The sequence below is a fragment of the Pseudoflavonifractor sp. HCP28S3_F10 genome (assembly GCF_052065415.1).
In the GTDB taxonomy this organism is placed as follows: Bacteria; Bacillota; Clostridia; order Oscillospirales; family Oscillospiraceae; genus Pseudoflavonifractor_A.
In genome coordinates this window covers 74,931-87,558 of sequence record NZ_JBQHUB010000001.1, presented here as the reverse complement: position 1 = coordinate 87,558, position 12,628 = coordinate 74,931, and the positions used below count along the sequence as shown (strand labels likewise).

The 12,628-nt window shown below is 62.2% G+C and carries 12 protein-coding genes; 2 read left to right on the top strand and 10 right to left on the bottom strand.

Annotation, left to right across the window (positions count from 1 at the left end; all coding sequences use genetic code 11):
- Positions 1-4: 4 nt before the first annotated feature.
- Positions 5-688: a response regulator transcription factor gene (locus ACTNBZ_RS00430; protein ID WP_441207670.1), complete on the bottom strand. Its 684-nt coding sequence runs from the start codon at positions 686-688 to the stop codon at positions 5-7.
- A complete protein-coding gene (locus ACTNBZ_RS00425) occupies positions 685-1,095 on the bottom strand; it encodes a ComEA family DNA-binding protein (RefSeq protein WP_441207669.1) in 411 nt (136 codons plus the stop codon). Before ACTNBZ_RS00425 ends, ACTNBZ_RS00430 begins: the two co-directional genes overlap by 4 nt.
- A gap of 123 nt (positions 1,096-1,218) precedes the next feature.
- On the opposite strand from ACTNBZ_RS00425, the gene ACTNBZ_RS00420 reads away from it, so the two are divergent.
- On the top strand, positions 1,219-2,610 hold the full coding sequence (locus ACTNBZ_RS00420; RefSeq protein ID WP_441207668.1) for a D-alanyl-D-alanine carboxypeptidase family protein: 1,392 nt from the start codon (positions 1,219-1,221) through the stop codon (positions 2,608-2,610).
- A 56-nt stretch (positions 2,611-2,666) separates the two neighbouring features.
- Here ACTNBZ_RS00420 and ACTNBZ_RS00415 read toward each other — a convergent pair whose 3' ends face one another.
- The 5 genes from ACTNBZ_RS00415 to spoIVB all read right to left on the bottom strand — a co-directional run bounded on the left by ACTNBZ_RS00415 (position 2,667) and on the right by spoIVB (position 6,628).
- On the bottom strand, positions 2,667-2,927 hold the full coding sequence (locus tag ACTNBZ_RS00415) for a TIGR03905 family TSCPD domain-containing protein (RefSeq protein WP_441207667.1): 261 nt from the start codon (positions 2,925-2,927) through the stop codon (positions 2,667-2,669).
- 103 nt (positions 2,928-3,030) lie between these two features.
- On the bottom strand, positions 3,031-3,711 hold the full coding sequence (locus ACTNBZ_RS00410) for an LrgB family protein (RefSeq protein ID WP_441207666.1): 681 nt from the start codon (positions 3,709-3,711) through the stop codon (positions 3,031-3,033).
- Positions 3,708-4,061 carry a CidA/LrgA family protein gene (locus ACTNBZ_RS00405; protein ID WP_441207883.1) on the bottom strand — a complete coding sequence of 118 codons (354 nt, stop codon included), beginning with the start codon at positions 4,059-4,061 and terminating at the stop codon, positions 3,708-3,710. The genes ACTNBZ_RS00410 and ACTNBZ_RS00405 overlap by 4 nt, the downstream gene beginning before the upstream one ends.
- Before the next feature lie 143 nt (positions 4,062-4,204).
- A complete protein-coding gene (gene spo0A / locus ACTNBZ_RS00400) occupies positions 4,205-4,975 on the bottom strand; it encodes a sporulation transcription factor Spo0A (protein ID WP_441207665.1) in 771 nt (256 codons plus the stop codon).
- A gap of 561 nt (positions 4,976-5,536) precedes the next feature.
- A complete protein-coding gene (spoIVB, locus tag ACTNBZ_RS00395; RefSeq protein WP_441207664.1) occupies positions 5,537-6,628 on the bottom strand; it encodes a SpoIVB peptidase in 1,092 nt (363 codons plus the stop codon).
- 611 nt (positions 6,629-7,239) lie between these two features.
- Between spoIVB and gdhA the strand changes: the two genes are divergently transcribed.
- Positions 7,240-8,577, top strand: coding sequence for an NADP-specific glutamate dehydrogenase (gene gdhA, locus ACTNBZ_RS00390; RefSeq protein ID WP_441207663.1), 1,338 nt, complete (start codon positions 7,240-7,242; stop codon positions 8,575-8,577).
- Positions 8,578-8,666: 89 nt separating this feature from the next.
- On the opposite strand, the gene ACTNBZ_RS00385 is transcribed toward gdhA, so the two are convergent.
- From ACTNBZ_RS00385 to ACTNBZ_RS00375, 3 genes are read right to left on the bottom strand one after another with little or no spacing between them, the layout of a single operon-like run.
- Positions 8,667-9,485, bottom strand: coding sequence for a hypothetical protein (locus ACTNBZ_RS00385; protein WP_441207662.1), 819 nt, complete (start codon positions 9,483-9,485; stop codon positions 8,667-8,669).
- Positions 9,486-9,491: 6 nt separating this feature from the next.
- Positions 9,492-10,874, bottom strand: coding sequence for a hypothetical protein (locus ACTNBZ_RS00380; protein ID WP_441207661.1), 1,383 nt, complete (start codon positions 10,872-10,874; stop codon positions 9,492-9,494).
- A complete protein-coding gene (locus ACTNBZ_RS00375) occupies positions 10,861-12,624 on the bottom strand; it encodes an ATP-binding protein (RefSeq protein WP_441207882.1) in 1,764 nt (587 codons plus the stop codon). Before ACTNBZ_RS00375 ends, ACTNBZ_RS00380 begins: the two co-directional genes overlap by 14 nt.
- Between the last annotated feature and the right edge of the window lie 4 nt (positions 12,625-12,628).

The window sequence follows — 12,628 nt, the reverse complement described above, 5'->3', positions numbered from 1 at the left end:
CATCTCAGCTGTTTTTCAGATAGTAACCCACGCCCCACTTGGTCAGGATGTAGACCGGGTGGGCCGGGTCCAGCTCCAGCTTCTCCCGCAGGCGGCGGACATGGACGTCCACCGTGCGGTAGTCGCCGGCATACTCATAGCCCCAGACCACGTTGAGCAGATTCTCCCGGCTGTACACCCGGCCGGGGTTGCGCATCAGCAGCTCCATCAGGTCGAATTCCTTGGCGGTGAGCTCCACCGGCTGCCCGTCCTTGCTGGCCGAGCGCTCGTCCGGGTCCAGGGTGATATGTCCCACGGTGAGCCGTCCGCCCTTTTCCTTCTGGGCCGCCATGCCCGCCCGGCGGAGGAGGGCCCGCACCCTGGCCTTCAGCTCCAGGATATTGAAGGGCTTGGTAATATAATCGTCAGCCCCGCACTCAAAGCCCACGATCTTATCCGCGTCCTCGCTGCGGGCGGTGAGCATGATGACCGGCACATTGGAAAACTCCCGGATGCGCATACAGGCCTGGAGCCCGTCGATCTTGGGCATCATCAGGTCCAGGATGATGAGGTCAAAGGCCCCGCTCCGGGCCAGCTCCACGGCGGCCTCGCCGTCATAGGCGGTCTCCACCTGGTAGCCCTCGCTCTCCAGATTGAATTTGATGCCCTTCACCAGCACCTTCTCGTCGTCCACCACCAGGATCTTCATGGGGGCCCCGCTCCTTCCACCGTAATATATTCCAGGATCCGCTCCAGTGTCCCCTCGCCAATGCCGCTGACCCGGGTCAGGTCCTCGGGAATGCGGAAGGGACCGTTTTCCGCCCGGTCGGCCACGATATCGGCCGCGCGCTTCTCGCCGATGCCGGGCAGGCGCTGAAGCTCGTCCGCCCCGGCGGTGTTGATATTGATCTTCTCCCCCGGTTTCAAGGCGCCGGGCTCCTCCGTGGCGGTCACCGGCGGCAGGTCCGCCGCCTGCTCCTCCGCCGTCAGGGTCTGTTCGGTCTCGATGCGGACAGGAGCCGCATTCCCTCCGCCCCGGGCCAGCCAGCCCGCGGAAAAGGCCAGGAACACGGCGGTGAGCCCCAAAGCCGCCCACTCCGCTGCGGAAATCTTCATGTCTCTTTCCTTCCCTTCCCGTTGCGTCCGTCCGGTTTGTTTGCTATAATGGAAGTTACATAATTCGACGCGGCGTCCGCGCCGTATATAGAATAATTATATCACACATACGGGGAGTTTCCTATGAAAAAAAATCGTCTTCTTTCCGCCCTGCTGCTTTCGGTCCTGCTGACGTCCCTGCTGGCCCTGCCCGCCTCCGCCGTGGGGGACGGCGGCGCTCCCGCCGCTTCCGGCAGCGCCATCCTCAGCTCCATGAATATTCAGGCCAAGGCCGCCATTCTGGTGGACGACGACTACCAGGAGATCCTCTACGAGCAGAACGCCCACGAGAAGAACTATCCCGCCTCCATCACCAAGGTGATGACCACCATGCTGGTCATCGAATCGGTGGACCGGGGAGAGCACAGCCTGGACGAGGTGGTCACCGTAGGGGACCAGGTGGAGCTGGGCATCGGCTCCGGCGGCTCCGGCGTGGGGCTCAAGGCCGGCGAGCAGCTTCGTCTGGAGGACCTGCTCTACTGCGCCCTTACCGCCTCAGCCAACGAGGCCTGCAACGCCCTGGCCCAGTTCATCTCGGGGGACGTGGCCTCCTTTGTGGACCTGATGAACCAGCGCGCCGCCGAGTTGGGCATGAAGAACACCCATTTCGCCAACACCCACGGCTATCATGACGACGACCACTACACCACCGCCTATGACATCTATCTCATGTGCCACGAGGCCATGAAGCACCCCACCTTCCGCACTATTGTCTCCTCCAAGTCCCACACGGTGCCTACCACCAACCTCCACGCCGAGCGCAATCTCCACGAGACCAACGCCCTGGTGTCCACCTGGCGGATCACCGGCTACTGGTATGAGTATGCCACCGGCATCAAGACCGGCTCCACCCCCGAGGCAGGCTACTGTCTGGCCTCCTCCGCCACCAAAAACGGGAAGAACCTCATCGCCGTGGTGCTGGGGGCCGAAAATCCCAAAAATGCCGACGGCTCCACCAACCGCCTCCAGTTCTCTGAGAGCAGCCGCCTGCTTAAGTGGGGCTTCGACAATTTCTCCCGCCAGACCATCCTGGACCAGAGCGCCATGGATTTCCCCGAGGTAGGCGTCACCCTCTCCTCCGGGACAAACTATGTCACCGTCCAGCCCAGCGGCAGCCTGGAGGCCACCCTTCCCAACGATATTGACCCGGGCGCCTTCCAGCGCCAGGTGGACCTGCCCGAGAGCATCGAGGCCCCGGTCCAGGCGGGAGATAAACTGGGCACCGTTACCCTGACCTACGCCGGCCAGGAGTACGGCACCCTGGACCTGGTGGCCACCAGCAGCGTGGAGCGCTCCGAGCTGCTCTACCGCCTGGACCGCATCCAGAAGTTCTTCGATCAGCTCTGGGTCAAGCTGGTTCTGGCCGCCGTGCTGGTGCTTATCGTGGTCCTCATCCTCTTCGCGCTCTTCTCCGGCCGGCGCCGCCGCCGCTATTCCGGCTCCCGCGGCCGCCGCTATTCCGGACGCCGCCGCTGAGCCCCCCTTCCGATACATAAAACTCCCGCGGCCTTATGGCCGCGGGAGTTTTATTCTTACCCCTGTTTTTCCTGCTCCAGCATCTGGCGCAGGGCACGGGCCAGCTGGTCCGGGCAGGAAGTGGGCTTTCCGCAGCAGCGGATGCCGGAGAGCTGTCCGATCACATCCTCCGCCCTTCTGCCCTCCACCAGGCGGGAGACAGCCTGCAGGTTGCCGTCGCAGCCGCCCAGCACCTGGACCGACCGGATCACGCCGTCCTCCACGTCCACGATCATCCGCCGGGAGCAGACGCCCTGGGGCCGATAGTCAATCACCATATCCGTTTTCCTCCAACCGGTATTCTGGCCGGTATCATATCACGGGCGGCAGAAAAAGGCAATGGGCACATCTCCGAAATCCCGCCGGCCCACGCCCCGCCGCTTACAGCAATACCATGGAGAAAAGAACGGTCAGGATACCGCACACGCCGATGGCCAGGCCGCTCATGGCCCCCTCGGTCTCGCCCAGCTGCAGGGCCCGGGAGGTGCCGATGGCGTGGGAACAGGCGCCGATGGACAGCCCCGCCGCCACCGGGTCCTTCACCCGGAAGAGCCGGATGAGAAGCGGGGCCAGGATACTGCCCAGAATGCCGGTGAAGATCACGGCCACCACCGTGATGGCCTGGATGCCGCCGTGGCTTCCCGAGATGCTCACGGCGATGGGGGTGGTCACCGATTTGGGGATCAGAGAGTCCGTCACCGCCTCGTCCAGCCGGAACAGGCGGCACAGAACGTATACGCTGCCCATGGAGGTCAGGGAGCCCACAGTGCAGCCCACCAGGATGGGCAGCCAGTTCTTTTTCAGCAGCTCCACCCGGGTGTAGATGGACACCGCCAGGCAGGCCGTGGCAGGGGCCAGGAACAGGTTGATGAGGGAGCCGCCCTGATTATAGTCCTCATAGGGGATGCGGAACACCAGCAGCACGCCGATGACCAGCACGATGGCGATGATCAGGGGATTGCAGGCCACCAGCCCGGTCTTTTTCTGGATACGGGTCCCCAGCCAGAAGGCGATGATGCTCAGGGAAATGCCGAAAAAAGGCGAGGCGAACAGCTCGCTCATTTCCGTCCCCTCCTCTCCATCAGATGCAGGGTCAGCCGGATGCTCCAGGCCGTTGCCCCAAAGGTAAGTACGGTGGTCACCAGGCAGATGATCACCAGCTGTACCGCACTGCTGCGCAGCACGTCGGCATAGTTGATGATGCTCACCCCGGCCGGCACAAAGAAAAAGGCCATGTTGGAGAGCAGGAAGTCGGACTTCTCCCGGATGTGCTCCATGCGCAGCGCGCCGGTACACAGCAGCAGGAAGAGGAGCACCATCCCGATGACGCTGGCCGGAAAGGCAAAGGGCAGCAGGGCCTCGATCACCTGACTGATCCAGCAGACGGAGAAGATGATGGCGATCTGGTACATGATTTTCACAGAGCTTGCGCCTCCCGTCGAAATTTGGCATTGCCCTGATTGTAAATCAGACCGGGACCGATGTCAAATTTTCCGCGGGAGCTCCCCGGCTCACACAGAAAAAGGCCGGGATCTCTCCCGGCCTTTTTCCCGCCTCACCGCTCCTTCCGCTGGAGCTGGAGGCGGTCGGCGATCATGGCGATGAACTCGCTGTTGGTGGGCTTGCCCTTGGCATTGGAGACGGTGTAGCCGAAGTATTTCTGCAGCGTCTCCAGATCGCCCCGGTCCCAGGCCACCTCAATGGCGTGGCGGATGGCGCGCTCCACCCGGCTGGCCGTGGTGCCGAAGCGCTTGGCCACCTCCGGGTACAGTATCTTGGTCACGGCGTTGATGACGTCCATGTCCTCCACCGCGATCATGATGGCCTCCCGCAGATACTGATAGCCCTTGATGTGGGCGGGCACGCCGATCTCATGGATGATGGCGGTGATCACGCTCTCCAGGCTCTGTCCGCCCCGCTCCATGAGATCATTGTCCTCTCCGCCCAGCATGTACAGCGCCGCCATCTGGCGCAGCCGCTCCAGCACTGTGGTCATCTTGCAGGGCTTCATCAGGTAGTAGTCGGCCCCTTCGGCGGCGGCCAGCTCGGCCATGTTGCTGCGCACGAACCCGGATACGATGAGCACTCTGGGTCTGCGTTCCACCCTCTGCAGCTCCCGCAGAACTTCCAGCCCGTCCATGCTGGAGAGCACCATATCCATGACCACCAGATCGGGCTCCAGCTCCCGCACCATGCGGACCGCCTCCTGTCCGTCCCCGGTGGCGCCGGCTACTTCCATATCCGTTTCGCCCGCGATGGCATCCGCCAGCATTCTGCGGTAACCCTCGCTGGTATCCGCGATCAAAATCCGTTTTTTATTCTCCATGTCGACTCCTTCTTCCAGCAATGTCCGTGCATGATTTCTGCCTGGCCAGGGCATCTTATACTGGTTTTCGATAAAACGATTCAATCGTTTTATCGGGCCGCAGGATGCGGCCCAGCGGCGAAGCCGCTGAAAACGTCATCAATGCTTTTCTTTTGCCGCCTTTGGCGGCACGGCGTTTCATGCCGTGATAAAAACAGTTTCAACTGTTTTTATCAAAGAAAAGTATTACCGGTTGCTTAACAATTTACCATAATCAGACAGCAAACGCAAGCTATTTATGGAATTTTATGGTAAAATAGTTTTCGACATGATTCGTCCTTCTTTTCGACATCTGCAGCGCAGGCCCAACAGCCGCCCGTCAGCCGGTCGCGGCGCCAGCTCCCCCGCGGGCCGTTTAACGGTTTATTTTATTGTATCAAATCGGGCATGATCTGTATAGCGGAAAGCTTATATTTTCACACATATTTTTTGATAACAGATATCTTTCCTCCACGATGGCGCAATACTTTCCACATTAGCGCAGCAAAAGCGGCAGGAGCTGCCTGCCCCTGCCGCTTTGCTTTAGGACGCTGCATCCAGCATGGTCCCGATGGCGATACCGTATCCCGTGGTAGGGTCGTTCACCAGCACGTGGGTCACGGCGCCCACCAGCCGTCCGTTCTGGAGGATGGGACTGCCGCTCATGCCCTGCACGATGCCTCCGGTAGCCTCCAGCAGGCGGCGGTCGGTGACCTTCAGGGTCATATCCCGGTTTTCTCCGCCGCCGTCGGGATAGACACGGGTGATCTCCACCTCATATTCCTCCACCCGGTCTCCGGCAATATTGGAGAGGATAACGGCTTTGCCTGTTTTGATCTGGCTCCGCTCTGCCACCTCCACTGCCGCCGCGCCGCCGGTGAGCTTTTCGTCCGTCAGTGTCCCAAAAACGCCGCTGGCCGTATTGGCATAGAGCTCGCCCAGGTCCTGCTCCACCCGGAACACGCCGTGGAGCTCGCCGGGCGCCCCCACCACGCCCCGCTTGACATCGCTGACTTCAGCATACATGATGGAGCCTGACTGAAGCGGCATCAGACGGGCGGTATCCACGTCGCTGACCCCGTGCCCCAGAGCGCCGAACACATGAGTGGCCGGATCATAGAAAGTCACTGTACCGATGCCCGCCATGGAGTCCCGGATCCAGGCCCCCAGCTTGTAGCAGCCGTCAGCGCTGCATTTGACAGCCTGTGCCGTCATCTGCACCTCCCGGTCACCCCGCATGGCCCGGATGCTCATCCGCTCCCCGCTCAGATCCTGCAGGATGGACTGCACCTCTTCAATGGAGTCCACTTCCTCGCTGTTGATGTGGGTGATGATGTCGCCCTCCCGCAGGCCGCACTGCCTGGCCGGGTTTTCACTTCCGCCGCCGGTATCCACGTCGGCCAGCCCCACCACCATCACACCGTCGGAAAACAATTTGATGCCCACGGCTCTCCCCATGGGGATCACCTTCCGCGTCCCGCCGGACGCCTTTTCGCTCTCCGCTTCCCGGGCCGTCCCCGCTTTTGATGCCGCCTGCGCCGGCAGCGCCATGGTCAGCACTGCCAGCGCCAAAGCCAGCAAAAACAGCCGCGGGAGGGCCTGGAACCATGGTCTTTGCTTTTGCTCCTCCTGCATATGATCACCTTTCCCTCCAAAAGTCATCTGCCTCTGGCGTCCTGTCCGGACGCCGTTTTTAATATGGCCCGTTCCGGCAAAGCAACTCTTTTACGGCGCTGCCAATGAAACACACCTTTGGATTGGAAAGTCTGCCCAGCGCCCCGGCACCGCGGCTTTTCTTTTTTATGTCAGGGACTTTCAGGCAAACTGCCAGAAAAACGCGGCCTGTCGAAACCGTTTTTTGCAGGCATGTGTTTACACTCCATTCTTCCCATTTTTCCGTCCTTTTTCATAACATAATATTGGCTCTTCCGGCCATACTGTCTCCCGCGACCAATCTCCTGCATTGTGGCGTTCTCCACCGTCCATTTTGCAAGACAGCATTTCATTTCATTCATTTTTATTGCTTTATCGAAAAAAAGTGTTGACACATTCCAGTGGTATGTGGTTATAATAAGGCCATATCATTTCAAGCAATTGTGAGAAAACTGCCTCTTGTCCCTTTTTCAATTCTAAACCATTAAGTGCAATATTTTAAGTTTAACTTGCAAATTGCTTGGAACACAACTGCGTGCCGGCCCCTGCTCCACTCCCGCCGGACGCCATATTGACACTTGGAGGTATCCGCAATGGAATATGTAGATCAGGTCCTGGCCGCCGTAAAGGCGAAGAACGCAAACGAGCCCGAGTTTCTCCAGACCGCCACCGAGGTCCTGGGGTCCCTGCGCCCCGTGCTGGCCCGTCATCCCGAATATCAGAAGGCCCGTATCCTGGAGCGGCTGGTGGAGCCCGAGCGTATCATTACCTTCCGGGTGCCCTGGATCGACGATAAGGGCGACTATCAGATCAACCGCGGCTACCGCGTCCAGTTCAGCAGCTCCATTGGCCCCTACAAGGGCGGCCTGCGCTTCCACCCCAGCGTCAACCAGAGCATCATGAAATTCCTGGCCTTTGAGCAGATCTTCAAAAACTCCCTTACCGGCCTGCCCATCGGCGCCGGAAAAGGCGGCAGCGACTTTGATCCCAAGGGCAAGAGCGACAATGAGGTCATGCGCTTCTGTCAGAGCTTTATGACCGAGCTCTACCGCCACATCGGCGCCAATACCGACGTGCCCGCCGGCGACATCGGCGTGGGCGGCCGGGAAGTGGGCTACCTGTACGGCCAGTACAAGCGCATCACCAGCGAGTATGCCGGCGTGCTTACGGGCAAGGGTCTGAACTTCGGCGGCTCCCTGACCCGTACCGAGGCCACCGGCTACGGCGTCATCTACCTGGCCAACGAGGTCCTCCGCCACCATGGCAAGGATATGGCCGGCAAGCGTCTGGTTGTCTCCGGCTCGGGCAACGTGGCCATCTACGCCGCCCTGAAGGCCCGCCAGATGGGCGCCGTTGTGGTGGCCATGTGCGACTCTGACGGCTATATCTACGACAGCCAAGGTGTAGACATCTCTATCGTCCGGGAGATCAAGGAGGTCCGCCGGGGCCGTATCCGCGAGTATGTGGAGGCCCGGCCCGGCGCCGAGTACCACGAGGGCTTCCGCGGCATCTGGACCATTCCCTGCGATATTGCCCTGCCCTGCGCCACCCAGAACGAGATCGACCTGGACTCGGCCAATGCGCTGATCGCCAACGGCTGCTGGATGGTATGCGAAGGCGCCAACATGCCCTCCACCCTGGAGGCCATGCGTGCCTTTACCCAGGCCGGTGTGCTCTTCCTGCCCAGCAAGGCGGCCAATGCCGGCGGTGTGGCGGTCTCCGCTCTGGAGATGAGCCAGAACAGTCTGCGTATGTCCTGGACCTTTGAGAAGGTGGACACCCGCCTGCATGAGATCATGGTGCATATCTACCAGAGCATGTCCGAGGCGGCCGCCGAGTACGGCAGCAACCCCGAAGATTATGTCACCGGCGCCAATATTGCCGCTTTTGTCAAGGTGGCCGACGCCATGATGGCCCAGGGCTGGGTATAAATCTTTTCCCACATACAGTCAAAAACGCTCCGGGTTCCCTGCCGTGCAGGGCTCCCGGAGCGTTTTTGCATCTTTATTGTTCCGGCAGTTCAGTCCAGTACCTTCCCATCCGTGCCGCTGAGGATATACGCGCCGGTATCGGTCTCGATATACCACACCGGCGTCAGGCTGAAGGGGCGGACCGACGCGGCCTGGTAGCCGGCCTCGATATGGGTGATCTTGCTGAACATGCGTCCGCTCTCATTCCGCTGGCTCAGAAAGCGGATGAGCAGGGTGGGCACGGCGATCATCTTCTCCTGGGAAGCTGCCGCCTCCGTTCCGCACAGCCGCTGGCCCTCCATTCGCCGCAGCTCCCCGTCCCGGTAGGTGAGATGCGACTCACAGTTGAACACCGGGATGCCGCCCCAGATCTGGCGGAAGGTGAGACGCAGCTCACCGTCATCCTCCTCCCGCGCCACCAGCTCGCTCTCGCAGCCCAGTTGCTCCAGCACTCCGGCGCCGTAGGCTTCGGCATCCCGGTCTCCCAGGGCCATGGTCCCGGATCGGAACTCTACCGTGAAGCGGCCGCTGCTGAACGCGTCCATCCGGCCCTTTTCACCGGTGTAAGTCACGCGGATACCGCCGCTCTCGTCCTCCCGCCGGCAGGGCCCCAGCAGGGCCTCCACCTGCTCCGGCTCGAACTGCATGCCCTCCCGCTCCAGCTGCAGGGCGGGCAATGCCGCGTCCTCCGGCAGCACGTCAGCCTTCAGGCTCACGCCGTTGGCCGCCATGGTGGTGAGCACTTCGGTCCTGGCCTTCTCCTGATACCGGCGGTACTCGTACTCCCGCCCCGCCGCCAGGAACAGCAGTATGCCGTTGAGGGCCAGCAGGATGAGGATGATGATGTTTTTTACTTTGGACCACTCCATCTTCTCCTACCTCCAGGTCACCCATCCGGCCCGGGCGGCGGTGCCGTCGTCCTCATAGCAGAGCATCAGTTCCCGCTCGCTGCCCGGCTCCAGCGCCTCCAATGCGGCGGCGGCCTGGAGCTCCCGCAGCACCGGCGTGGTCTCTCCGGTTTCCTCATAGCACCGCAGCGTCAGCCGGAAGGCACTGATCCGCCCTCCTTCCACGGTGAATTCGGCAGCCGGGCGGCCGTCGCCCAGGGCCACCAGCGCCCCATCCAGGCTGTACCGGAAAACTACCCTCCAGCTCTCCTCGCCTGTCCGCTCCAGCTCCGACAGATAGAGCCGGGCCGGATTTGTCTGTTTGCCGCACCATGCCGACAGGCCGTCTGCGGCCAGCTTCCGGGTGGTCTCCACCACCGACGCTATATCGTCCCCCACCGGGTAGCGGGGCTCGCCGCCGTCCTCGTCCGCCTCATAGGTCACGCTGCCGCCGGAGGTAACGCGCAGGGTGTCTCCCTCCCGGACCACCCACCCGCCGGCTGCCGGATAATCGGCGGCATAGAAGGAAAATACCCGCTCCAGGCTGGTCCGGGCGCTGCTCTCGTTCAGATCCAGCGGCGCTGCCACCCGATACACGCCGGGCTCGGGGGCGGTCCGGAGCACCAGCGTCTCTGGGGCCAGGTTCCCATAGTGCTCCGGGTCCAGCTCAAAGGCGAAGCGGGCGCCGTTGTCTCCATACCCCTCCAGCGCGGGCAGGAGGTAGTCCTCGCAGGATACTGACGTGGCGCAGGCATAATACAGGCCGTCACTCTCATTCTTATAGTAGAGCATGGCGGAACCGGCGCCCTCCGGCGCCGCCACCACCAGCCGGCGGGCGCTCCCTGCAGCCAGGTCCGTGCTCTCCTGCTGCCCCATCCAGCGGCAGAGCACCGGCAGCGGCACCTCTCCCAGCAGGTCCACGTAAATGCCGGAAGTACGCAGGGCTGCCTCCCACTGGGTCCGGTTGACCGGCTCCGGCGTCCGGGCGCTGGCCAGGGCCTCGCCCAAAAAGCCGCTGAGGGCCGCAGTATCCCGGTCGGTCTGCTCCGCGTCGTACTGCACGCCGTAGCGCAGGACCGTATCCGCCGCCTGGCGTGTCACAGCCAGGCGGACCGGCTGGGCCGCATCCAGCGGGCTGCTCCAGTCGCTGTTCCCCGGCGCCGCAGTGGGTTCGCTCCCAAACAGTATCCCCAGGCCGGACAGCACTCCTGTGTCCCCTGCCGCGGTATACACCTGGTTCCGGACCGCCAGAACGGCCGCCGAGCAGATGAGCGCCGCAATGAGCACATCCTTTGCCAGTTCCAACACCCGCCGGCCCCGGCTCATTTTGGGCAGGGCGATGTCCCGTCTGCGTCTCTTAGACCCGGCCATGGTGCGGTCCCTCCACCAGAAGCTCAATGCGTACTGTCAGGCCCGGACCGGGGCGGTCTACCAGGCGGATGACGCCCTCATGCCGGTCAATGATCTCCTTGGCGATGGAAAGGCCCAGGCCGGTGCCGCCCGACTCCCGGGAGCGGGCTTTGTCCACCCGGTAAAAGCGCTCAAAGATCCGCGGCCGGTCCTCGGCGGGGATGCCGATGCCGTTGTCCGACACCTCCATCCACACGCGCTCCCCCTCCCGGCCGGCCCGGATGAGGATCTTGCCGCCGTCGGGCGTGTACTTGATGGAGTTGGAGACCACGTTCATCATCACCTGCACCACCCGCTCCCGGTCCCCCACGATCTCAGGGAGGCCGGGTTCGGTAAGGATGCGCATATCATGCCCGTGCCGCTGGGCCTCCATCAAGTTGGCGGAATATACGTCCTCCACCGCCCGGCCGAAATCGAAGGGCGCCAGCTTCAGGGCGCTGTACCCCGAGTCAAAGCGGGACAGCGTCAGCAGGTCCTGTACGATATGGGTCATCCGGTCGCTCTCGTTGAGGATGACACCCAGGAAATTCTTTTCCATCTGGGGCGGGAGCTCCCCGGCGCTGTCCGCCAGGGTCTCCGCGTAACTGCGGATATTGGTCAGCGGGGTGCGCAGCTCGTGGGACACATTGGCCACAAACTCCCGGCGCATCTCCTCGGTGCGGTGCTGCTCGGTCACGTCGTGGATGACCACCAGCACGCCGCCGCCCTGGTTCTCCCGGTAGAAGGGGGCCAGCAGCAGCTCCAGGCTGCGGCCGTTCACCTCCCGGGCGCCCTCCAGGGAGGCGGACTGCTCCAGAGCCAGCACGTCCTCCAGCGGGGCGATGTCCCCGAAAAGCTCGTCATAGCCCGGTCCGTTCTCGATGGGGATGGCCCGGCCCAGCATCTCCTCCGCCGCCGGGTTGGAGTGGATGATGCTTCCCTTCTGAGAAAAGGCCACCACGCCGTCAGTCATGTGGAGGAAGAGGGTATTGAGCTTGTTGCGCTCGTTCTCCACCTCGGCCAGCGTCTCCTGCAGCTGCCGTGCCATGGCGTTAAAGGTGCCGGTGAGCACGCCGATCTCGTCCCGGGACGCCACTTCTATCTTGTGGGAAAAATCCCCCTCAGCCACCCGTTCGGCGCCCTCAGTCAGCCGCTCGATGGGGTTGATCATGGTCTTGGACAGCAGGAAGGAGAGCAGGATGGAGATGACCAGGCCGAAAAACAGGGACTTGATGATCAGGTCCATGATGGCCCCGTTGAGACTGGACACGGTCTGCCGGTTGTCGTAGATATAGACGATATACCGCTCTCCGCCCCGAGTAATGGGGACGGCCACATCCATATAAGGCACCGACACGTTGCTCTCCGTGCCCCACTTGCCATTGATGGCCAGGCTCAGGTTATGGGTGCTCTCCAAATTTGGGGTCTGCGTGTCCGATGTCTCCAGACACTGGGCGGTTTCTCCGTCCAGCACATAGTAGTTGCGGCTGCGCCCGTCCACGCCCAGCGCGCCGTTATAGGACTCCAGGATCCGGGCGATGACCCGGGCGCCGTTCTCCTCTTCCGGCCCGGCGGCGGTCAGGTCGGCCAGAAAGGCGCTGTCTCCAAACACGCCGTCCATCCGGTCGTAAAAATCATGGAGATAAAAGCTCCCCACGGAATTGATGAGGAACGCGCCCACCACTGTCATCAGGGATACGATGAGCAGGGTCATGATGAGCACCAGTTTCATATGC

Coding starts and splice junctions, on each gene's coding strand:
- ACTNBZ_RS00430 (WP_441207670.1), bottom strand. CDS start 688: ATGAAGATCCTGGTGGTGGACGACGAGAAGGTGCTGGTGAAGGGCATC.
- ACTNBZ_RS00425 (WP_441207669.1), bottom strand. CDS start 1,095: ATGAAGATTTCCGCAGCGGAGTGGGCGGCTTTGGGGCTCACCGCCGTG.
- ACTNBZ_RS00420 (WP_441207668.1), top strand. CDS start 1,219: ATGAAAAAAAATCGTCTTCTTTCCGCCCTGCTGCTTTCGGTCCTGCTG.
- ACTNBZ_RS00415 (WP_441207667.1), bottom strand. CDS start 2,927: ATGGTGATTGACTATCGGCCCCAGGGCGTCTGCTCCCGGCGGATGATC.
- ACTNBZ_RS00410 (WP_441207666.1), bottom strand. CDS start 3,711: ATGAGCGAGCTGTTCGCCTCGCCTTTTTTCGGCATTTCCCTGAGCATC.
- ACTNBZ_RS00405 (WP_441207883.1), bottom strand. CDS start 4,061: ATGTACCAGATCGCCATCATCTTCTCCGTCTGCTGGATCAGTCAGGTG.
- spo0A (WP_441207665.1), bottom strand. CDS start 4,975: ATGGAGAATAAAAAACGGATTTTGATCGCGGATACCAGCGAGGGTTAC.
- spoIVB (WP_441207664.1), bottom strand. CDS start 6,628: ATGCAGGAGGAGCAAAAGCAAAGACCATGGTTCCAGGCCCTCCCGCGG.
- gdhA (WP_441207663.1), top strand. CDS start 7,240: ATGGAATATGTAGATCAGGTCCTGGCCGCCGTAAAGGCGAAGAACGCA.
- ACTNBZ_RS00385 (WP_441207662.1), bottom strand. CDS start 9,485: ATGGAGTGGTCCAAAGTAAAAAACATCATCATCCTCATCCTGCTGGCC.
- ACTNBZ_RS00380 (WP_441207661.1), bottom strand. CDS start 10,874: ATGGCCGGGTCTAAGAGACGCAGACGGGACATCGCCCTGCCCAAAATG.
- ACTNBZ_RS00375 (WP_441207882.1), bottom strand. CDS start 12,624: ATGAAACTGGTGCTCATCATGACCCTGCTCATCGTATCCCTGATGACA.